This is a genomic window from Methylobacterium sp. J-088 (assembly GCF_022829295.1).
In the GTDB taxonomy this organism is placed as follows: domain Bacteria; phylum Pseudomonadota; class Alphaproteobacteria; order Rhizobiales; family Beijerinckiaceae; genus Methylobacterium.
In genome coordinates this window covers 20,961-41,822 of record NZ_JAKSYH010000182.1, presented here as the reverse complement: position 1 = coordinate 41,822, position 20,862 = coordinate 20,961, and the positions used below count along the sequence as shown (strand labels likewise).

The window sequence follows — 20,862 nt, the reverse complement described above, 5'->3', positions numbered from 1 at the left end:
TCATGGCCAAATCAGCCCCGAAGACCACCCGGGCGACCCAGGCCCTCGATAAGGCCGGCCTGCGCTACAGCCTCCACGCCTACGACTACGATCCCGATGCAACGCGCATCGGCCTCCAGGCCGCGGAAGCGCTGGGCGTCCCGCCCGGCCGCGTGCTGAAGACCCTGATGGCAGCGGTCGATCGGCGCCCGGTCTGCCTGCTGGTTGCCTCCGACCGGGAGGTCTCGATGAAGCGGGTGGCGACCGCTTTCTCGGGCAAGGTCGCCGGGATGCTCAAGCCCGCTGATGCCGAGCGGCTGACCGGGTATCATGTCGGTGGCATCAGCCCGCTCGGCCAGAAGCGCGCATTCCCGACCGCGATCGATTCCGGTTCCCTCGGGGATCCGGGTGCCGAGATCCACGTCAACGGGGGCGGACGGGGCCTGCAGATCCGGCTGACCGAGGGGGATCTCGTCGTGGTGCTGCAGGCGCTGGTCGTGCCGCTGACCTGATGTCTGCCCATCGGGTAATCGACCGTTTACCTTGCTTCACCACGCTGCCGGCTCGCGATGGCGTTGGGGATTGAATGCGGATGATCGGGCGCAGGGGGACGATGGCGCTTGGATTCGCCTTGTTGCTCGCCGGCCCCGGCGCAGCCGCGGATCTCGACGTCCGAGGCGCCTACGGGGCGGCGGAGGTCACCGCCCGCCTCCGCTTCTTCCCACGCAGCGATGGGATCGACCGTCCGCCGGTTTATGCCCTGCGCACCCGTGCGGTGCCGGTCGGCTGCACGCCGCGGCGGGCGCCTGTCCCCACCAACGCCCCGGACGATCCGAGCTATGTCGGCTCCGAATATGGGCTGGCCCATCCGAGCTATTACGGGTTCACGCCACCGCTCGGCGTCGATGATCCCTTCGGCCGCTCCCTGCTGCCCTACTGTCGCTAATTCCCCTCCCCGACATCATGCTCTAAGCAGAGCTGCGTTGGCACGCCGACGCATCTTCCGCTCAGGTCCTTGGCCGGTCGCAGGTTTTCATCGCAAGACCGGCGGCCACTCTTGCGAAACCTTCTGAGACGGGCGGTCCCGCCCCTCTGGAGCCCGTGCCGTGCCCGATTCGGTTCCCCAGCGCTTCAGCGATCCGGCAGCCCTGCGCCAGTGCGTGGCCCGATGGCGTGCGGCGGGCGAGCGGATCGTCCTGGTCCCGACCATGGGTGCCCTGCACCGGGGACACCTCGCCCTGGTGGCGGAGGCCCGGCGGGCCGGTGACCGCGCGGTGGTCAGCATCTTCGTGAATCCGACCCAGTTCGGCCCCAGCGAGGATTTCTCGCGCTATCCGCGCGACCTCGAGGCCGATCTCGCCCTGCTGGGCGAGGCGGGGGCCGACGCGGCCTGGACGCCCGCGGTCGAGACCATGTACCCGCCGGGCTTCGCCACGCGGATCGAGGTCGCGGGTCTGTCCGAGGGGCTGTGCGGCCCGTTCCGGCCCGGCCACTTCGCCGGGGTCGCCACGGTGGTGACCAAGCTTCTGAATCAGGTCCGGCCCGACACGGCCCTGTTCGGCGAGAAGGATTTTCAGCAGCTCCGGGTGATCCAGCAGGCGGTGTCCGATCTGGACATGGGGGTCAAGATCCGTGGCGTCCCGACCCTGCGTGAGCCCGACGGCCTCGCCCTGTCGTCGCGCAACCGCTACCTGTCGCCCGAGGAGCGCGCCATCGCCCCGAAACTCCACGCCGTGCTGTCCGACATCGCCTTCGCCTCCCGCAACGGCACCGGGGTCGCCGGGCGGATCGCCGCCGGACGGGCGGCCCTGGAGGTAGCAGGCTTCCGGGTCCAGTATCTCACAATCTGCGATGCCCGGACCCTGGTGCCGGTCGAGCGGGTCGAGGGGCCGGCCCGCGTCCTCGCGGCGGCCTACCTGGGACGGACGCGGCTGATCGATAATCTCGCGGTCTGAGCCTCGTCATCGCGTCATGGTTTCGAAAGGTCGAGACCTTTTGCGAGTCCAGGGCGGAGCCCAGAAAACCCTCTCGGGGCTCTGCCCTAAGCACCCGTCAAACGGATGATTCCTTTAGAGTCGACCGGGTTTCGCTGCTCGGCCAAGATGAGCTCCGCCGCCGCACCCCGTGGCCGCCGAGACACCCCGGTTGGATTTCTCGCGCCATCCAACCCCATGATATTGGCGGCGCCAAGCTGACCTGCTCTCTGCTCGTGGCGTGATCAGAGCACGCCCGGCCTCGACCTTCCTGGCCACCACCCTTGCCTGCGCGGCCCCTGCCTGCGCCGGTGATGCCATCGAGGGCATGGCGGGACCCTACGGCGAGCGCCTGCGCTACGACGAGAAGGGCCTGAGCCTCACCTTTCCCGAGCCGGACATCACCCTGCAGATCGGCGGACGGCTCCATCTCGATGCCGGTGGGGCGCGCTTCAGCCGGCCCGAGGGGCCCGAGGCCTTCCCCGACAATTTCGTGGTGCGCCGTTCGTGGATCGAGCCGACGCTCACGATCGGCCGGGATTGGGTGATCGCCTTCCAGTACGATTTCAGCGACCCGGTGGTGCCGATCAACGACGCCTTCGTGGCCTGGAAGGGGCTGCCGGACACGATCGTAACGCTCGGCAACATGAAGGTGCCGCTCAGCCTGGAATGGCTGCAGAGCAACAACGACACCCTGTTCGTCGAGCGCTCCGGGGCCAACGCCCTGGTGCCGGAGCGCCGGTTCGGCGTCGCGGTCGGGCGGAACGGGCAGGCCTGGACCGCGGTGGCCGGCGTGTTCGGCAACGCCGCCAGCAATGGCATCTCCGGCGACGGGGTGGCGGTGGCGGCCCGCGCCACTTACGCGCCGATCCTGGAGGAGCGCGAGACCCTGCATCTCGGGCTGGCGGCGAGCTACCGCAGCCGGTCCCGGAGCGACGGCGCCTTCGGCTTCTCGGCCCCGGCGGGCGCGGCCCTGTTCGAGCGCCAGCTGGTGGATACCGGTGACCTTCCGGATGCCGCGCGTGTCACCCGGTCGGGGGCCGAGTTCGCCTATCGCCGGGGCCCGGTCCTGCTCCAGGCCGAGTACATCCGGGCGGAGCTTCAGCCGTTCAGCGGCCCCGGGAGGCCCGCCGCTGGTCTTGGCTTCCAGGGTGGCTACGTGGAGGCCGCCTGGGTGCTGAACGGCGAGGGGCGCGGCTACGCGCTCACGCCCCAGGGGGGCACCACCTACGCGACCTTCAAGGGTGTCACCGTGGCGGACGGCCAGCGGGTCTCCCGGGGCGGGATCGGCGTGTTTGAGCTGGCGGCGCGCTACAGTGCCATCGACTTCGACGCCCGGGGCTTCCGGGGCGGGCTGGAGCAGGACGTGACCCTCGGCCTGAGCTGGTATCCCGAGCCCAATCTCCGTCTGATCGCCAACTACGTCCGCGGACGCGTGCGACCGGGCGAGGCCAAGGCGGACACGTTCGGGCGCGCGCCGTTCTCGGTCGACACCGTGGTCGGGCGCCTGCAGATCTCGTGGTAAGTCCAGGTTTCCAAAGGGCTCCGCCCTTTGGCGGGGTTCGGGCGCGGAGCCCCTGACGCTCGGGCTTCGCCCGGCACCGGACCAAGTCCGGCACCAGACCACGTCCGGCACCAGGGCTCTGCCCTGGTGCCGCGAAAGGGCTTGCCCTTTCGAAACCCTGACGTTGCGATGGAGAACGCGCTCAGACGGCCCGGCGCAGGACCGAGCGGAAGGGCCGGCGCTCGGGGCCTGGCTCGGTGGGCGGCTCCGGGGTCTCGGGTGGCGCGGTCAGGACCTCGGTCCGCACCGGGCGCGGCGCCGCGAAGGCCGTACCCTGCGCGAAGGGCACGTCGAGGTCGATCAGGTCGGGGATGTCGGCCTCGTCGGTGATGCCCGTGGCGACGAGACGGATCCCGACCCGCGCCAGGGCCGGCCCCGTATCCTCGACCGCGAGGTCCGACAGGCTGCCCGGAATCGCCTGCGGCCGCAGCAGCATCGCGGCCGGCACCCGGACCTGGCCGATGCCGAGGGCGGCGAGATCCACCGCGTCGAAGCGCAGGTCGTCCGGCCGGTCGAGGCTGAAGCCGATCCGTCCGCGGAGCGGCATCAGGAGGCCGCGCTGGCCGGCATCGAGGCCCCGCCAGCTCGCCTGCGGCAGGGCGATCACCAGACCGGCCAGGGACGGATCCTCCGCCACCGCGCGGCCCAGTTCGCGCAGCAGGCCGGGCTCGAACAGCGAGAGCGGCGAAAGCGCGTAGGTCAGCAGGGTGTCGCTGCCGCGGCGGGCGAGGTGCCGCACCACCAGGGCGGCCCGCTGCAGCATGCGGCGGTCGAGTTCGGTGGTGCGGCCATAGCGCTCCAGCACCGGCAGGAAGGTCTCCGGCTCGGCCGGAGCCGCGGCGCCTGGATCGCCGATCCGCAGGCGCGCCAGCGCCTCGTAGGCCACGACCTTGCGCTGGGGCAGACTGACCACCGGCTGCAGGTGGATTTCCAACCCGTCCTGCTCGAAGGCCCGGATGATCTCGGCCTCGCTCGCCGGGTCCCGCACCGGCCGGGGCGGGATCGGACGGGGCGGGATCGGTCGCGGCGGGACCTGAACCGAGGCCGGCGGTTCGGGAGCAGGCGGCTGGACGGCAGGCGGCTCGAAGACCGCTGGCCGCCGTGCTGTGGCCACCGCCTGGGGCGGAGCGGCCGCGGGGGGCGGAGCGGCCGCGGGGATGGGCTCCCGCGGAGCCGGCGCGGGAAGGGGTGGCGCAGGAGGCGCCGGTGCGGGCCGGGCATTGAGACCCGCGATCTCGACGTCCTGCGTGCTGACCACCGTGGTGAGGTCGCGCACGATGCCCGAGAGGAGGCCGAACTCGACGGTCAGCTCCTCGATCTGGGCCCGCAGTGCCGCCTCGCCGGAGTCAGGCGCCGGCTTGACCGCGGTGGTCTCGACCTTGAGCAGGCGCCGGGACAGGAGATCGACTTCGCCCGACAGTTTCTCGCAGCGTGCCGTCAGGGCCTTGATGCGGGTGAGGGCGAGGCCGGACGCCGCGGCCGACACGGCGCCGAGCGTCAGGGCACTCCAGAGCGGCAGGAACACGGCGAGCGGCCCGAACACGACGAGCCCGAGAAGGGTAGCCGTCAACAGCCCCGCGTACCGGCCGAGGACCGGGACCATCGTCTGAACACCTGCCGGATTCGCGCACCGGTCGCCGGGGAAGGTCCCAGGCGAAGCCCCGCCGGGCGCGAATCGAATCCGTCGATCAATGGCCCGGAGGGACCGGCGCGGCAAGGCCGTGGGCCGGCGCCCATCGATCGGAAGCCTGTTAATTCCGTGGGGTGTGACGCCCGCGCCCGCTGGAACGTTGCGGAATCGTCACGGCGCGCCTGATTGCGTGGCGATCCGGGATGGGTTGCGCGCCTTGCAAATGCACAGGTCAGCAAAACGCGCCATAAAGCGTGGCCATGACGTCTGTGCCCCCGCGTAAATCCCGACTCCGCGCCCTTCTCGGCGTTGGCGCGCTCCTCGCCGCGTGCGGCACGACCGCGTCCCGCGCGGCCGATCTCGCCGCCGATGTTCCGCGGCAGACGCCGACCTTCACCATGGTCGATCCCAGCACGTGGATCGTGACCCTGAGCGGCTCGATCCAGGCGATCCCGCGCTACCCCGGGGCCAGCGACTACGCGGCGGTGTTCTATCCCTCGATCGACATCCGGAAGGTCGGCGAGCCGCGCCGCTTCTCGACGCCGGACGACGGCTTCAGCCTGTCGCTCTTCGACAACGGGACCTTCCGGATCGGTCCGACTGCGCGATTCGTGCCCGGGCGCTACTACGGCGACGACAGGCGGCACCTGTTCGGCTTCCGTGACGCGCGCTTCGCGGTCGAGCCGGGCGTGTTCGCCGAGTTCTACCCGGTCTCCTTCATCCGCACCCGAGTCGAGGCCCGGCAGGGCGTCTACGGGCATCACGGTACGGTGGGCTCCCTGGCGGCCGACTACCTGATCCCGGTGGACGAGTTCCTGTTTTCGATCGGGCCGCGCTTCAACATGGGCGATGCCAGCTACGCCCGGAAGTATTTTGGGGTGTCGCCGGTCGAGGCCGCGCTCAACGGCCGTGTCACCCCGTACGATCCGGCCAGCTTCTACTCGGCCGGCGTGCTCGGCGGCGTGACCTACACGCAGAGCGAGACGTGGGCCTACTCGGCCTTTGCCGGCTACACCCGCATCCTCGGGGCCTCCGGCGCGAGCCCGCTGGTGCGCCGGCCCTTCGGCAACCCGAACCAGTACCAGTTCGGCCTGCGGATCGATTACGCGTTCCGGATGCCGGCGCTGTTCTGAGCCTGCGCTTGCGCCGGTCGCTCCGGGCTCCGACATTCCGGCGATACGGATCACGGAGGCTCACATGGATGCGACGCACGCCGACCTGCTGATGCGGGTCGAGGGCATGACCTGCGACGGCTTTGCCGCTGCGGTGACCCGCACGGTGAAGCGCCTCGACCCCGCGGCCGAAGTTCAGGTGGACCGGGCGGCGGGACGGGTGGCGATCCGCACCGACGCGCAGGCGCTGTCGATCGCCGAGGCCCTCACCAAGGCCGGCTACACGGCCACGGCCATGACGGGCTGAGCCTCCGTCTTGGTTTCGAAAGGTCGAGACCTTTCGCGGGTCCAGGGCAGAGCCCTGGAAACCCCCTTAGGGACGGAGATCTCAGGGCTCCGCCCTGAGCACCCGCCAAAGGGCACGCCCTTTTGAAACCCGGGATTGCGAAGCGATCAACCGCTAAGCGCGGCTCAGGTACATCCCGGTCAACAGCAGGGCGAAGGCCGCGAGCCCGAACGCACCCTCCTTGCGATGGCTGGTGTCGAGGAAGTGGGCGGCGGCACCGGCCGCGCAGCAGGCAGCGCCAAGACCGATCGTAAGCGAGGACATCGTTGTCTCCCCCACCGCGCGTCACCACGGCGACGCTGCGAAGCGAGGTCTCCCGGGTGCCTGCCGGACACCGACGCCCAGCTAGGAATCGGGGACAGGGCAGGTTTGCACGCGGACATCCGGCTGGCAAGACGCGTTCATCAGTTCTTCATCGGCCGATGAAAAGTAAATCAATACTGATCATTTTCAGAGCATCCCGCCAGTATCAAAAATACTGTATTCGGGCGCCGCACCGAGGAGTTTGGCGCCTGGGTGGGCCGGAGCCACCCGGCGCCGGCCCGTTGACCGTTGCGCCCGCCCGCCTTTAGACCGGATGACACCACGCCCGGCGCCATCGTTCCCGTTGGGACGATCCGGCGATACGTCCGCAGACGCAGTTCGAGATTCGATGCCCCTCCCCTCCTTCGACCGGTTCGACGTCGCGGTCGTCGGTGGCGGCCATGCCGGCGTCGAGGCGGCGGCCGCCGCGGCGCGCTGCGGGGCGCGCACCGCCCTGGTCACGCACGATCCGGCCACGATCGGCGCGATGTCGTGCAACCCCGCCATCGGGGGGCTCGGCAAGGGCCACCTCGTGCGCGAGGTCGACGCCCTCGACGGGCTGATGGGCCGGGTCGCCGACGCGGCCGGCATCCAGTTCCGCCTGCTCAACCGCCGCAAGGGGCCGGCCGTGCGCGGGCCCCGGACCCAGGCCGACCGGAAGCTCTATGCCGCCGCCATGCAGGCCGCGATCGCCGAGACCCCGGGCCTGACCGTGGTGGCGGGCGCCTGCGAGGATCTGGTCCTGGATGCGGCGGGCCAGATCCGCGGCCTTGTCCTGGCGGACGGGCGCAGCCTCGCCTGCGGCGCGGTGGTGCTGACCACCGGCACCTTCCTGCGGGGCCTGATCCATATTGGCGAGCGCCAGATCCCGGCCGGCCGGGTCGGCGAGGCGCCTGCCATCGGGCTGGCCCAGACCCTCGACCGCCTCGGCCTGCGCCTTGGCCGCCTTAAGACGGGGACGCCTCCCCGCCTCGACGGCCGGACCATCGACTGGGCCGCCTTGGAGATGCAGGAGGCCGATGCTGATCCTGTGCCGTTCTCGACGCTCACCGAACGCATCACCAATCCGCAGATCCGCTGCGGCATCACCCGGACGACGCAGGCCGTCCACGATCTGATCCGCGCCAACCTGCACCGCTCGCCGATGTATTCCGGCGGCATCGCCAGCCGGGGCCCACGCTACTGCCCGTCGATCGAGGACAAGGTGGTGCGCTTCGGTGACCGCGCGGGCCACCAGATTTTCCTGGAGCCTGAAGGACTCGACGATCCGACGATCTACCCGAACGGCATCTCCACGGCCCTGCCCGAGGCGGTACAGCATGACCTCGTCCGGCTGATCCCGGGCCTGGAGCGCGTCGAGATCCTGCGGCCCGGCTACGCGATCGAGTACGATTACGTCGATCCCCGCGAACTCGATACGGGGCTGCAGGTGAAGCGGTGTCCCGGCCTGTTCCTGGCTGGTCAGATCAACGGCACCACCGGCTACGAGGAGGCAGCGGGGCAGGGTCTGGTGGCCGGCCTGAACGCCGCGCTCCGCGTGGGCGGCCTCGAGGCTGCGACCTTCGACCGGGCCGAATCCTACCTCGGCGTCATGATCGACGACCTCGTGACCCACGGGGTCAGCGAGCCCTACCGGATGTTCACCTCGCGCTCGGAGTACCGGCTGTCCCTGCGGGTCGACAATGCCGATGCGCGTCTGACGCCCCGCGGAATCGAGCTTGGCTGTGTCGGCTCCCGGCGTGCAGCGCATTTCACGGCCTCCCAGCAGACGCTCGACGCGGCCCGGACCCGGCTCGACGCCCTGACGTTGACGCCGAGCCAAGCCGCCGGCCACGGCCTCAGCCTGAACCGCGACGGGATCCGGCGCACGGCCTTCCAGCTCCTCGCCTATCCGGAGATCGAATGGCGGGATCTTGCGGGGATCTGGCCGGACCTCGCCACGGTGCCGCCCCTGGTCGCCGACCGTCTGAAGACCGACGCGACCTACGCGGTTTATCTCGACCGGCAGAACGCCGACATCGCCGCCTTCCGCCGGGACGAGGCGGTGCGGCTTCCGGCGAGTCTGGACTACGCGGCGATCAGCGGACTCTCCAACGAGATGCGCACGAAGCTCGAGACCGTGCGGCCCGGCACGCTGGGGCAGGCGGCCCGGATCGAGGGCGTGACGCCTGCCGCCCTGACGCTGCTGGCCGCCCATGCCCGCCGGGGCGATTGGGTGGGTTTGGGTCGTCCGTCGGCATGACGGATCCCGACCGCGCCCGCATCCTCGCCGCCTCCGATGTTTCACGTGAAACAGCCGAGCGTCTGGACATCTACGTGGCGCAGCTCCGCCGCTGGCAGCCGATCAAGAATCTCGTCGGCCCCGCCACCCTGACGGAGGTCTGGAGCCGGCATATCGACGACGCGCTCCAGCTCCTCGATCTGGCCCCAGAGGCGAAAACCTGGATCGATCTCGGCTCCGGCGCCGGCATCCCGGGGCTGATCCTCGCCATCGCGGGGGCGGAGCGCGGGATCCGCGTGGATCTTGTCGAGAGCAACGCCCGCAAATGCGCCTTCCTGACCGAGACGGCCCGTCTCACCGGGGCTCCGGTCCGGGTGCGCAACGCGCGGATCGAGGCGGTGATCGGCGACTATGTCGGAACCACCGAAATCGTCTGCGCCCGGGCCCTCGCGCCCCTGTCCCAACTCCTCGCCTGGACGGAGCCATTGTTGAAAACGGGTACCACCGGTCTGTTTCCGAAGGGCCGGGATGCGCAAGCCGAATTGACCCAGGCTGCCGCGCAGTGGACAGTCGTTAACGACCTCGTGCCGAGCCGGACCGATTCCGAAGCCCGGATCGTGCGCGTCACCGCCCTCGCCGCCCCGAGTCATCGATGAGCGAAGCCATCCTCGGCGAGCCCGCCGACCGGTCCATGGAGTCTTCCGTGCGTCGACCTCTGCGCGTCCTGGCGCTTGCCAACCAGAAGGGCGGCGTCGGGAAGACCACGACGGCGATCAACCTCGGTACCGCGCTCGCGGCGATCGGCGAAGACGTGCTGGTGATCGATCTCGACCCCCAGGGCAACGCCTCCACGGGCCTCGGGATCGACCGGGCGAGCCGGCGGGTCTCGACCTACGAGGTCATGGCCGGCGAGGCGTCGCTCGCCCAGGCGGTGATCCCCACGGCGGTGCCGCGCCTGTCGATCGCGCCCTCGACCATGGATCTCCTGGGGCTGGAGCTGGAACTCGCCACCTTGCCCGACCGGGCGCATCGCTTACGCGGCACGCTCAAGAGCCTGACCCAGGCGCCGAGCCTGAGCCGGATCAGCTACGTGCTGATCGACTGCCCGCCCTCCCTCAACCTGCTGACCATCAACGCCCTGGCGGCGGCCGATGCCGTGCTGGTGCCGCTGCAATGCGAGTTCTTCGCCCTTGAGGGCCTGAGCCAGCTGCTGCGGACTGTCGAGCAGGTGCGCGGCGCCCTCAATCCGAAGTTGACGATTCAAGGCATCGTGCTGACGATGTTCGACCCGCGCAACAACCTCTCCGCCCAGGTGGTGGCAGATGTGCGCGGCTTCATGGGCGACAAGGTCTACGAGACCGTGATCCCGCGCAACGTGCGGATCTCGGAGGCGCCGTCGCACGGCAAGCCGGCCTTGCTGTACGACCTGAAATGCGCCGGCAGCCAAGCCTATCTGCGCCTCGCCTCGGAGGTGATCCAGCGCGAGGGCCGGGTTCCGGCGGCGGCCTGACGGCGACGAGAGAGCCCCCACCAAACCGGGGGTGCGTGTGGAGCGTGAGACGGGTGGCAAGCATGGCGGAGGAGGGGGCAAGACCCCGGCTGGGGCGCGGTCTCGCCGCACTGATCGGCGATTTCAGCGATGCCGCGCCGACGCCCGCGAAGATCGAGGGGCAGCGCAAGGTTGCCATCGAGTTCCTGCGGCCCAACCCGCGCAACCCGCGGCGCAGCTTCGGTGAGGTTGAACTCGCCGAACTTGCGACCTCGATCACCCAGCGCGGCCTGATCCAGCCGATCGTGGTCCGCCCGATCGGCGACGTGCCGGGCACGTTCGAGATCGTGGCCGGCGAGCGGCGCTGGCGGGCGGCCCAGCGGGCCGGGCTCGACGAGGTGCCGGTGGTGGTGGTCGAGATCGACGACCGCGCCTCGCTGGAATTCGCCATTCTGGAGAACGTCCAGCGCAGCGACCTCAACCCGATCGAGGAGGCCTCGGGCTACGAGCGCCTGATGCAGGACTTCTCGTACACGCAGCGGGATCTTGCGGAGATCCTGGGCAAGAGCCGCAGCCATCTCGCCAACACCCTGCGGTTGCTCAACCTGCCGCCCGCCGTGCAGGACCGCCTCTCCGCCGGCGAGCTGACCGCCGGCCATGCCCGCGCCCTGCTGTCGGTGAAGGACCCGGAGGGTCTGGCCCGCCGGGTCGTGGCCGAGGGCCTGTCGGTGCGGCAGGTGGAGGCCCTGGCGTCGGCCGAGGCCGAGGCCGCGCCGTCCGAGACCCCCCGCCCCGGCCGCCCGCGTCTCTCGGCCGAGCGCGCCGCGCCGGTGCGCGATCTGGAGCTGCGGATCCGGCGGGCACTGGGCGTCGAGGTGTCGTACCGCCCGAAGGACGAGACCTCGGGGGAGATCCGGATCCGCTACGAGACCCAGGATGAGCTGCAGGCGCTGCTGAACAGGTTCAAGGTCTCGGACGGCTGAGCGTAGTCGGGGATCCCAAAGGGCGAGCCCTTTGGCGGGGTGTCGGGGCGGAGCCCCGACATCGGGCTTCGCCCGAACCCATCAGGGCTCCGCCCTGCACCCGCAAAAGGCCTCGGCCTTTTGAAACCTGGACGTCTACCGCCGCCGCCGCGCCCCTGCTTCCGCGACCCGCAGCAGCGCCGCGGAGGCGAGCGCATGCGCCAGCTCAGGCTCGGCCCGCCGGCAGGCGAGGACCGCCCCCTGCAGGGCCACTGCGGCCTGACGCAGGGTGCTGGGCCCCCAGGTGCCGAGCTGCCCCTCCAGGCTGGCCTTGCGTTTGAAATGCAGGCCCCGCCACGTCGCCACCATCATGGCGGGCGTCTTGTCGGGGTTGTCCAGCCGGGTCGTCAGAAGCGTCAGGGCGTGCCGCAGGGCCGAGCCCAGCACCACGCCCGGATCCAGGCCCTCGTGCCGGAACCGCCGGTAATCGCGCTCCACGGCCGCGTGGCGCCCGTCGAAGGCGGCGTCGATCAGCGTGTTGAGCACGCTCGCCGCCACGTCGCTGGTGATGGCCTCGACGTGATCCAGCGTCACGGTGCCCTCCCCGGCGGCGTAGAGGGCGAGCTTCTCGATCTCCATCAGGCTCGCCCGGCGGTCGCCGCCGAGGCTGCGGGCCAGGACCTCCCGGGCGGCCCGGTCGATCCGCAGGCCGCGCTCCTGAAGGGTCCGGTCGATCAGGTCGGCCAGCGTGCGCTCGTCATCCGCGTAGCAGGGGATCGCCAGCGCCCGGGGGGAGCGCTCGCACAGGGTGCGCAGCGGATTGTTCTTGGCGAGGTCGCCCGCCTCCACGACGATGCGGGCTTCGGCCACCGGCGCCCCCAGCACCGCTTCGACGGCTGGCGCGTAGTTGCGGCTCCCCGGCCGGATCCAGATCGACCGGCGGCCGCCGAACAGGCCCATCGTGCCGGCCTCGTCGCACAGACGGCCTGGATCGGAGGCCAGCGCATCGCCGTCGATCCGCACCAGCGCGAAGGGATCGGCCGGATCGGGGACGAAATCCTCGGCGAGCTTGCGGGCACGTTCGGTCACGAGGCCGGTATCGGGCCCGTAGACGAGGATCACCGGGATGCGCGGATCGGGCCCGCGCCGGAGGAGCCCCTCGATCTCACCGGCCTTGACGGCTGTCATGCCGGTTACGGCTTGGTGGAGAGGACAGCGGCCAGCCGGCTCTTGATCTGGTCGGACAACACGCTGGCGAGCCGGATCTCGGCATCGCGCGCCGCCCGCTGGCTGGCGAAGCGCTGGACCGAGCGGTCATAGGTCGCGGTCGAGGTGGCCACGCCCTCGCTGTAGACCTTGGTGCCCGCCATGTCCTCCAGGCTGTACTTGATGTTGGCCACCAGGGTGCCGGCCTCGGCGCGGCCGGTGGTCGAGGACACGATCGGGGTCTGCACGATCTCGGAACCCGAGAGCTTGAGCCGGTAGCGCTTTGTCGCGGGCTGGCCCGACCCGTCGAGGTCGAACACCAGTTCGCTGCGCAGGTAGTGGCCGAGCCGCTCCTGGCCCTGCGCCATCGCGACGTCGTCGACCTGCACGGAGGCCAGCAGCGCCGGGACCGATTCACCCGAGGCGGTCGGTCCATAGAGCGGACGGAAGCAGGCCGACAGGCTCAAGCCCAAGCCGGCCACGCAGGTCAAGCGGGCGATCCGCCCCGCGAGTGATACACCCGAACCCACCATCACGCCGTCGTTCCGCCCCGCTTCGCCGGATCGTTCTAGCGCGGACACGGCGTGCCGCGCCACCAAGCTACGCGGCGCGGATTACGATTCCACTGCGGCAGGACCGTGGTCGCTCGGTTTCAGAGTGTCGCCAGATAGCCGGAGACCGTCGCCACTGCCAGCACGGTCGAGACCAGCACCACGGTGGCGGTCAGGTCGGCCTCGCGCCGGTAGAACTCCGCCAGCATGAACGGCCCTGTGCCGGTGGGCAGCGCCGCCATCAGCACGGCGGTGTGCAGCAGGAGCGGCGGCAGGTCGAACACGGTGCGGCCGAGCCCGTAGGTCAGCAACGGATGGACGGCGAGCTTCAGCCCGACCAGCAAGGCGGCGATCCGCGCATGCCCGTCCCGCCCTGCCCCGCCGCGGCTTCGGCGCCTCTGGGCCAGGAACAGGCCGAGCGCCACCAGGGCGCAGGGCGAGGCTGCGCCCCCGAGGAGTTTCAAGAACGTCTCCACCGGCGCCGGCACGGCGAGGCCGAGGTTCGGAACCAGGGCGCCCAGCGCCGGGGCGACCAGCAGCGGGTTGCGCACCAGGGAGCGGCCGACCGCCAGCCAGATCGGAACGCGGGGACTCCCCTGCCCGCCCCCCGGATCCGCCCGACGCAGCCCGATCTCGATCAGCACGATCGCCACCGCGAACACGGCGCAGACCGTCAGGATCACCGCCACCGTGGTGGGGGCGAGCGCCTCCGGCCCGAAGGCCACGAGCGCCAGGGGAAAGCCCATGAAGCCGGTATTGGCGTAGCCGGCATTGAGCCCGTCCAGGGCGGAATCGGCGAGCGGCCGCCCGGCCCCGCACCGGATCAGGACGGTGAAGGCGAAGACCGCGAGGCTGCTCAGCCCGAAGGCGCCGATGAAGCCGGGTTTCCAGAGGTCGGCCCAATGGGCGTGGGCGGTGACGTCGAACAGCAGCGCCGGCAGGGCCAGGAAGACCACGAAGCGGTTGAGTTCCGTGGTGGCGGCGGCGCCGAGCACGCCGATCCGCCGGGCGAGCCACCCGGCGAAGACGAGCGCGAAGATCGGCAGGACGACCGGAAGAGTCGACAGCATGGCGGGTCCAGACCGGAGGACGAGGCTCCGGCCTTAGGACGAAATGCGCGCCGATCTCCAGTGCCGGGGGCGGGGGCCTGCCATGCCCGTGTCCCCTGCCCCGCCCGCTACCAGCGGTAGATCAGGCTGCCGATCACCGTGGCGGGGGCACCGCGGTAGCAGTTGCCGAATGCACAGGTGTTATAGGTCCGGTCGAACACGTTGTAGGCGTTGATCTGCGCGCGCAGGCCCTGGTATTTCGGGTCGATCGCCGCGAAATCGTAGGCGACGAGCGCGTCGTAGAGCGTCACGGTGGGGTTGCGCACCGTGTTGTCGTCATCCGCAAAGCTCGTGCCGATGTAGCGGATGCCGCCGCCGATCGTCAGGCCGCGCAGGGGCGAGGAGGTCGGGAACGCGTAGGTGAGGAACGACGCGTAGGTGTCGCTCGGGATGCCGGAGACGCGGTTCCCGTCCTGCGTCGCGCCCGTGAACGAGGTCTGGTTCACGAAGCGGAAGTCGAGGTGCGTGTACGCGATGGTCAGGTTCGTGCCCGGCGCGAGGTTGGCGGTCGCCTCGGCCTCGAAGCCACGGGAGCGCACGGCGCCGGTGGCGGATTGGAAGGCGATGTTGGTCGGGTCGGTCCGCAGAATGCTCGACTGCTCGATGTCGAAGCCCGCGAACGCCGTCTGGATGTTGGTGCCGGGGATCAGGTACTTCACGCCGGCCTCGATCTGGTCGCCGGTCGCTGGCTTGAAGGCCTGCCCGCGCACGTCGGTGCCCACCTGCGGCGTGAAAGTCGTAGCGTAGCTAGCATAGGGCACGAGGCCGGGCGCCAGGATGTAGCCCAGGCCGACGCGGCCCGTGAAGGCGGTGTTGTCCTGGCGCGTGACCGCGCTGACCGGCGTCGCGCGGTTGTCCTGGGAGATCCAATCGTGGCGTCCGTTCAGGGTCAGGATGAAGTCGCCGAACCGCGCCTGATCCTGCAGGTAGACGCCGATCTGATCCTGCGCCTGCCGGGTCGGGCTCCCCAGCGTCGGGGTCGGGATGAACTGCCGGCCGTAATTCTGGGTGAGCAGGTCGAGGTCGGGCGCCGGGCCGGCCCCAAAGCGGTTGCTCAGCCCGTAATGGGCGTAGTCCACACCGGCCACCAGGGTGTGGGTAACCGGGCCGGTGACGAGGTGCGCCTCGAGCTGATTGTCCAGCGTCTGCTGCACCAGCCCCTCGCGGATGTAGCCGGTCGAGCGGGAGCCCAGCGTGCGCGCCGCGTTGATGGAATCGATCCCGGTGTACTTGGCGCTGAGGAAGACGCCGTAGTGGCGAAAGTTCTGGCGAAAGATCAGATCCTCCGAGAACCGGTGCTCGAAGGCGTAGCCGACCCGGTACTGGGTCTGGTCGAGACCCGCGAAGCGTGGGTCGCCGCTGTAGTACTTGGTCACCCGGAAACCGGGATCGTTGTAGTAGAACACGGTCGCGGGCGTGTTCCGGACCTGGAACTCGCTCAGGAAGGTGAAGGTGGTGTCGGCCGAGGGCTTCCACGTGAAGGCCGGGGCGATGTTGAGCTGGTCGTCGTTGGTGCCGCGGCCGATGAAGGTGCCGGCTTCCCGCCGTACGCCGGTCAACCGGTACGCCATGGTGCCATCCGAGCCCTCCACCGGGCCGCCGATATCGAAGTTGCCCTGGAAGCGGTCGAAGCTGCCGCTCTGGAACCAGACCTCGCCGAAGGGCGCGAAGACCGGGCGCTTCGAGGTCGCGTCAAGGATGCCGCCGGGTGAACCCAGCCCGTAGAGGCCCGAGGCCGGCCCGCGCAGGACGGTCACGGCCTCCAGCCCGTAGGGCTCGATGCGCGGAAAGATGAAGCCGCTGCCGATCTGGCGCAGGCCGTCGCGGTAGGTGCCCTGGTTAGACAGCACGTCAAAGCCGCGGATGAAGACCTGATCGAAGCGCGGATCGAAGCCCGAGACGTTGACGCTCGCCCCCGGCACGTAGGCCAGCGCGTCGCTGAAGCTCTGGACGTTGCGGTCGTTGAGCTGCTCGCGGGTGACGACCGAGACCGATTGCGGGGTCTCGATCAGCGGCGTGTTGGTCTTGGTCGCGGTGGGGCTGATCCGGGCGACGTAGCCGGTGATGCCGGACGGGCCTCCGCCCCCGCCGCTGGTCGCCGCCGTGCCGCCGTCGCCGCCGCTCACGTTGCCGCCCAGCCCCGCACCGGCTGCGACCGCGGGGCCGGGGCCGACGGCCTCCACGGAGATCTCGTTGAGCTGCACGCTCCGGTCCTGCGCCAGGGCGGGCCCCGCGAGGGCGGTGGAGGCGAGGAGCAGCCCGAGGCGGGCGGTACGCATGGACATCGAGAACCCTGTTGGAGCGCCTTTGGATCGGCACTGGGCTCACGATTGATCGATCACGGGTTGTTGATCAAGCCAAATACGTGTTGTAAATCACACACTTAGAAGACTTAAAAACTGGAATCGTTCGAGCCTAGAACTCCAGTGGCGGCTCGCGTAGAGCATCTGTCTCCCGGGTGCAGATGGCCTGATCGGGGGCTGCCCCGGCGCCCGTCCCGGCACTCGTCATGGCCGTGCGGAGTTCGGCGCGGGCCTTCTCCATGTCGGCCCGAAAGCTCGGATCGCCCATCAAGGCGGCGAAGACCGACGTGCCGGTGAGGCGCCCCGCCACCACGTCGCTGAGCCAGTGCACGCCGCACACGACGCGGCTCTCGCCGTAGGCCCGCCCGCGCACCAGGATCGCGGTCGCCTTCTCGGGTACTAGGGCGGCCAGGATCAGCGCGTAGGCCCAGCCCTGGGTGGCGTGACCGGACGGGTAGCTGAAGCTGTCGGCGAGTTTCTCGGTCCGCTGCACACAGATCGGCGCCTCGTTGCCCACGAACGGGCGCAGGCGCCGGTAATGCACCTTCGGGGCCCGGGTGGCATGGGCGAGGTCGAGGCGGGTGCGCTCCAGCAGGTTGATCACCGCCGGCACCCGGGCCTGGTCGATCCGCGTCCCGAGCACGCAGGCGAAGTTCTCCAGCACCGCGGCCGCACCCTCGGCCACGTCGTTGGCGGCGATCTCCCAGCGGGGGCTGCCCTTGAGGGCGCGGGTGGTGGCAAAGGCCGCCCGGTCGGCCTTGTCGAGGGGCGCGTCGTGAGCCGGCGGCGGCGGCAGGATCTGGACCGCGTCCGGCAGCGCCGTATCGGCGAGGTAGGGCTTCACCGCCGGCTTGCCGGGCTTGAGCGTGTCGGCGCCGAGGGAGGGCGGAGCCGAAGGCGCAGGTGATGGGGCAGACGATGGGGCAGACGATGGGGCCGGGCGGGGCGCCTCTTCGGCCCAGGCCGGGATCGCGGCGGCGAGCAGGGCCAGAAGCGACAGGGTGGCGGTCGGCAGGGTCAAGGTGCGGGGCATCGGATCCGTGGCGGGCTCGGATGAATCGGCGGGCCGCTCCCGCTGCCAAACGAACGGCTCGCCCGGCCGGTTCAGTCCCTGCACAGGTGCCGGCGCCTGTCCAGGGCGGGCGTCCCGGTGTTGACCCCGGCACCGGGAGGCGCGAACCCTCTTGAAACGACACCGGTATCCGGCACGATGGCTCAACCGCTCGACCGCGCCCGTCTCCTCGAAGCCTTCGAGGCCCTGGGCTCCGACTTGGCCGATCATGGGCAGTTCGTCGAACTCGCCGTCTACGGCGGCGGGGCTCTGATGCTGCAATTCGCGTGGCGCCGGTCCACGGAGGATGTCGATGCCGTGGTCCGGGCCGGCTACGACGAAGCCGCCCTCGCCCCTTCGGTGCAGCGCGTCGCCGAGCGGTTGGGCTTCGAGCCGGATTGGCTCAACGATGCGGTCGGCATGTTCACGCCCCTCGACGAGGACGAGTCCCTGTTCGCGCTGGCCGGCACCTATCCGACGGGCGGCACACCCGGTCTCCGGACGGTCCTGGCGACACCGTCCTATCTGCTGGCGATGAAACTCCATGCGCTCGAAAGCCTCGACCGCGGCGACCGGGATCTGAACGACGCGCGGGCCTTGGCGGCCCACCTGAACATCGGCGATGTCGAGACCCTCGATCATCTCTACCGCTCGATCTACGGCGAGGCACCGCCGCCGGAGGCGCGCGCCCGCTTCCGAACCGTCGTGGGGGCGAACCCGTGAGGCCGCATAACCTCACCGCATTGGTCGCGCGCGCGCACGACGACGGCGACTGGGAGCACCACCTGCGCGACTTCCTCGACGCCTTCTACGCGGCCGATGGCGACACGGCCCGGCAGGCGACCTTCATCGCGGAGGAGCCCGGCCGGATCGGGCTGCCGGAGGCCGACGCCTTCCTGGGCGGGGTCGGGGAGCATCTGGCCCGGCGCTGGGGCTTGCCGATCCCCAGCTGGGTCCGCGCCGGGGATCGCTATCTGACCAAGGCCCTGTTCGTCCCTGATGAGCGGGCTTTGCGGAGCTACCTGATCTGCGTCAGCCCGGTGGCGTTCCGGACGCGGCTGATCTTCACGGGGCCCGACCCGCTCCAGCGCGCCCGGTTCCCCTATCATCGCGGCGTGATCACGCTGCCGCCCGAGCATCCCCGGGGGCAGGGTGGAACCCTGCCATCGGGCGAAGCCCGATGACCAGGGCTTTGCCCTGGCGACCCACCAAAGGGCTTACGTCCTTTGGAATCCCTCGACGATAACCCTCATGCCGCCCGGATCGCGGCCGCGACCGCCTCCGGGTATTCCTCGTGCGGGCTGAGCGCCCCGGGGATCGCGGCGCCGGTCACGCGGCCGGAGGCGATCAGCGCGTCCATCTCGGCCCCCGAGCGGCGCGGCGCGCCCTCAGAGCGCAGCACCAGGGTCGGCGGCAGATCGCCCGCGAACAGGTCGAGGAAATCCGTGCGGCTGCCCACCGGGTCGAGCCCGCCGGTGACGAAGGCGGCGGTGCCGAACCGGCCGTTGCGCTGGCGGGTGATGGCGTGCTTCTCGCGGATCAGGGCCGGGGTCACCCGGGCGGCGTCGGCGTAGACGTGGGCGCGCAGCATCCGGCCGATGATCGGCGGGCTGATGTTGATCCGGTAGAGTGCCTCGCCGAGGAGCGGCGCCTCCACGGCCCGGCGGATCCGCGGGAACCAGTGGGCGCGGCCCGGCATCGCGGTGGGCAGCGGCCCGCGCCAGGTCGGCGCCACCAGCACCAGCCGGTCGAAGGCTTTCGGATGGCGGCGCGCCGTCGCGACCAGATAGCCGGCGGCGTGACCGGCCGCGACCCCGAGGGCGTAGGGCCCCGGGGCGGCTTCGAGCAGCGCATCCAGGAAGGTGTGGAAGGTTTCGGGAGCCAGGGGCACCCGCGCCCGCGCCCGGGCGCCGAAGCCCGGCCAGTCGGGGATGCGGCAGCGATAGTCGGACCCGAGGGCGCGGGCGAGGCCTTCCATCTCGGCTCGCGCCGAGATGGTCGACAGGGCCGGCAGCAGCAGCGCCGCCTTCCCCTGCCCGATCACGTCGCAGGGCGTCGGCACCGGCCAGCCCACCACCGTGAGGTTCAGCGCCTGCGTGTCCATCCGGCAATCCACCCGATCGGGGATCCCAAAGGGCTGCGCCCTTCGGTGGGTTGCCAGGGCAAAGCCCTGGCGCGCAGTTTAGGTGCGCAGCAACTCGTTGATGGCGGTCTTGGACCGGGTGCCCGCATCGACGCGCTTGACGATCACCGCGCAGTACAGGCCGGGGCCCGGCGAGCCATCCGGCAGGGCCTTGCCGGGCATCGTGCCCGAGACCACCACCGAGTAGGGCGGTACGCGCCCGTACATCACCTCACCGGTGGCGCGGTCCACGATCTTGGTGGAGGCGCCGATATAGACGCCCATCGACAGGACGCTGCCCTGGCCGACGATCACGCCCTCGGCCACCTCGGCGCGGGCGCCGATGAAGCAATCGTCCTCGATGATCACCGGGTTGGCCTGGAGCGGCTCCAGCACGCCCGCGATGCCGGCGCCGCCGGAGATGTGGCAGTTCTTCCCCACCTGCGCGCAGGAGCCGATCGTCACCCAGGTGTCGACCATCGTGCCCTCGCCGACATGGGCGCCGAGATTGACGAAGCTCGGCATCAGCACGGCGCCGGGCGCGATGTAGGAGCCGCGACGCACGAAGCAGCCCGGCACCGCCCGCAAGCCTGCAGCGCGGAACTCGGCCTCGCCCCAGCCGGCGAACTTGGAGGCGACCTTGTCCCACCAGGGCGCGCCGCCGGGGCCGCCCTCGATCGTCGCCATGTCGTTGAGACGGAAGGAGAGCAGCACCGCCTTCTTCAGCCACTGGTTGACCACCCAATCGTGGTTGCCGCTCTTCTCGGCGACCCGGGCCTTGCCGGAATCGAGCAGATCGAGCGCCGCCTCCACGGCCTCGCGCACCGCGCCCTTGGTGGCGGTCGAGATATTGGCGCGGTCCTCCCAGGCGGCTTCGATGGTCTGGGCGAGATCGGAATGGGCGAGATCAGAAATGGGCTTGCCGGCCTGGGACATGGAGG

Annotated in this window: 21 protein-coding genes; 12 read left to right on the top strand and 9 right to left on the bottom strand. The window is 70.5% G+C overall.

The genetic code is table 11. The annotated features are described in order from the left end of the window. The first annotated feature begins 2 nt into the window (after window positions 1-2). From MKK63_RS20910 to MKK63_RS20895, 4 genes are all read left to right on the top strand, one after another. A complete protein-coding gene (locus MKK63_RS20910; protein WP_244005202.1) occupies window positions 3-491 on the top strand; it encodes an aminoacyl-tRNA deacylase in 489 nt (162 codons plus the stop codon). Window positions 492-565: 74 nt separating this feature from the next. Beyond that, window positions 566-925: a hypothetical protein gene (locus MKK63_RS20905; protein ID WP_244005200.1), complete on the top strand. Its 360-nt coding sequence runs from the start codon at window positions 566-568 to the stop codon at window positions 923-925. Window positions 926-1,085: 160 nt separating this feature from the next. Beyond that, window positions 1,086-1,934, top strand: coding sequence for a pantoate--beta-alanine ligase (panC, locus tag MKK63_RS20900; protein WP_244005197.1), 849 nt, complete (start codon window positions 1,086-1,088; stop codon window positions 1,932-1,934). A 259-nt stretch (window positions 1,935-2,193) separates the two neighbouring features. After that, a complete protein-coding gene (locus MKK63_RS20895) occupies window positions 2,194-3,477 on the top strand; it encodes an OprO/OprP family phosphate-selective porin (protein WP_244005195.1) in 1,284 nt (427 codons plus the stop codon). Window positions 3,478-3,658: 181 nt separating this feature from the next. On the opposite strand, the gene MKK63_RS20890 is transcribed toward MKK63_RS20895, so the two are convergent. Continuing rightward, window positions 3,659-5,119 (bottom strand): EAL domain-containing protein, encoded by a 1,461-nt coding sequence (locus MKK63_RS20890; RefSeq protein ID WP_244005194.1) that lies wholly within the window; start codon window positions 5,117-5,119, stop codon window positions 3,659-3,661. Between the two features lie 287 nt (window positions 5,120-5,406). Between MKK63_RS20890 and MKK63_RS20885 the strand changes: the two genes are divergently transcribed. Continuing rightward, window positions 5,407-6,279 carry a MipA/OmpV family protein gene (locus tag MKK63_RS20885; protein WP_244005192.1) on the top strand — a complete coding sequence of 291 codons (873 nt, stop codon included), beginning with the start codon at window positions 5,407-5,409 and terminating at the stop codon, window positions 6,277-6,279. Between the two features lie 64 nt (window positions 6,280-6,343). Continuing rightward, window positions 6,344-6,565, top strand: coding sequence for a heavy-metal-associated domain-containing protein (locus tag MKK63_RS20880; RefSeq protein WP_244005190.1), 222 nt, complete (start codon window positions 6,344-6,346; stop codon window positions 6,563-6,565). 153 nt (window positions 6,566-6,718) lie between these two features. Here MKK63_RS20880 and MKK63_RS20875 read toward each other — a convergent pair whose 3' ends face one another. Further along, on the bottom strand, window positions 6,719-6,868 hold the full coding sequence (locus MKK63_RS20875) for a hypothetical protein (RefSeq protein WP_244005188.1): 150 nt from the start codon (window positions 6,866-6,868) through the stop codon (window positions 6,719-6,721). A gap of 388 nt (window positions 6,869-7,256) precedes the next feature. Between MKK63_RS20875 and mnmG the strand changes: the two genes are divergently transcribed. The 4 genes from mnmG to MKK63_RS20855 all read left to right on the top strand — a co-directional run bounded on the left by mnmG (window position 7,257) and on the right by MKK63_RS20855 (window position 11,600). After that, window positions 7,257-9,149: a tRNA uridine-5-carboxymethylaminomethyl(34) synthesis enzyme MnmG gene (mnmG, locus tag MKK63_RS20870; RefSeq protein WP_244005186.1), complete on the top strand. Its 1,893-nt coding sequence runs from the start codon at window positions 7,257-7,259 to the stop codon at window positions 9,147-9,149. Then, window positions 9,146-9,784 carry a 16S rRNA (guanine(527)-N(7))-methyltransferase RsmG gene (gene rsmG / locus MKK63_RS20865; RefSeq protein WP_244005184.1) on the top strand — a complete coding sequence of 213 codons (639 nt, stop codon included), beginning with the start codon at window positions 9,146-9,148 and terminating at the stop codon, window positions 9,782-9,784. Before mnmG ends, rsmG begins: the two co-directional genes overlap by 4 nt. Then, window positions 9,781-10,638, top strand: a complete 858-nt coding sequence (locus MKK63_RS20860) for a ParA family protein (protein ID WP_276081665.1) — start codon at window positions 9,781-9,783, stop codon at window positions 10,636-10,638. The genes rsmG and MKK63_RS20860 overlap by 4 nt, the downstream gene beginning before the upstream one ends. A 62-nt stretch (window positions 10,639-10,700) precedes the next feature. Then, the gene (locus MKK63_RS20855) at window positions 10,701-11,600 is read left to right on the top strand and encodes a ParB/RepB/Spo0J family partition protein (protein WP_244005182.1); all 900 of its coding nucleotides are present in this window, start codon (window positions 10,701-10,703) and stop codon (window positions 11,598-11,600) included. Between the two features lie 135 nt (window positions 11,601-11,735). On the opposite strand, the gene holA is transcribed toward MKK63_RS20855, so the two are convergent. The 5 genes from holA to MKK63_RS20830 all read right to left on the bottom strand — a co-directional run bounded on the left by holA (window position 11,736) and on the right by MKK63_RS20830 (window position 17,781). After that, on the bottom strand, window positions 11,736-12,767 hold the full coding sequence (gene holA / locus MKK63_RS20850) for a DNA polymerase III subunit delta (RefSeq protein ID WP_244005181.1): 1,032 nt from the start codon (window positions 12,765-12,767) through the stop codon (window positions 11,736-11,738). Between the two features lie 5 nt (window positions 12,768-12,772). Beyond that, a complete protein-coding gene (lptE, locus tag MKK63_RS20845; RefSeq protein WP_244005226.1) occupies window positions 12,773-13,318 on the bottom strand; it encodes an LPS assembly lipoprotein LptE in 546 nt (181 codons plus the stop codon). Between the two features lie 119 nt (window positions 13,319-13,437). Then, window positions 13,438-14,406: an AEC family transporter gene (locus tag MKK63_RS20840; RefSeq protein WP_244005179.1), complete on the bottom strand. Its 969-nt coding sequence runs from the start codon at window positions 14,404-14,406 to the stop codon at window positions 13,438-13,440. A gap of 107 nt (window positions 14,407-14,513) precedes the next feature. Continuing rightward, window positions 14,514-16,730 carry a TonB-dependent siderophore receptor gene (locus MKK63_RS20835; protein WP_244005176.1) on the bottom strand — a complete coding sequence of 739 codons (2,217 nt, stop codon included), beginning with the start codon at window positions 16,728-16,730 and terminating at the stop codon, window positions 14,514-14,516. Between the two features lie 130 nt (window positions 16,731-16,860). Next, window positions 16,861-17,781, bottom strand: coding sequence for an acid phosphatase (locus MKK63_RS20830; protein ID WP_244005174.1), 921 nt, complete (start codon window positions 17,779-17,781; stop codon window positions 16,861-16,863). A 177-nt stretch (window positions 17,782-17,958) separates the two neighbouring features. Here MKK63_RS20830 and MKK63_RS20825 point away from each other — a divergent pair, with 177 nt between their 5' ends. Both MKK63_RS20825 and MKK63_RS20820 read left to right on the top strand, forming a co-directional pair. Continuing rightward, window positions 17,959-18,522, top strand: a complete 564-nt coding sequence (locus MKK63_RS20825; protein WP_244005172.1) for a hypothetical protein — start codon at window positions 17,959-17,961, stop codon at window positions 18,520-18,522. Beyond that, on the top strand, window positions 18,519-18,983 hold the full coding sequence (locus MKK63_RS20820; protein WP_244005170.1) for a hypothetical protein: 465 nt from the start codon (window positions 18,519-18,521) through the stop codon (window positions 18,981-18,983). The genes MKK63_RS20825 and MKK63_RS20820 overlap by 4 nt, the downstream gene beginning before the upstream one ends. 65 nt (window positions 18,984-19,048) lie before the next feature. Here MKK63_RS20820 and MKK63_RS20815 read toward each other — a convergent pair whose 3' ends face one another. Beyond that, a complete protein-coding gene (locus MKK63_RS20815) occupies window positions 19,049-19,903 on the bottom strand; it encodes an alpha/beta fold hydrolase (protein WP_244005168.1) in 855 nt (284 codons plus the stop codon). Between the two features lie 78 nt (window positions 19,904-19,981). Continuing rightward, window positions 19,982-20,857 carry a 2,3,4,5-tetrahydropyridine-2,6-dicarboxylate N-succinyltransferase gene (gene dapD / locus MKK63_RS20810; protein WP_244005166.1) on the bottom strand — a complete coding sequence of 292 codons (876 nt, stop codon included), beginning with the start codon at window positions 20,855-20,857 and terminating at the stop codon, window positions 19,982-19,984. Window positions 20,858-20,862: the final 5 nt, after the last annotated feature.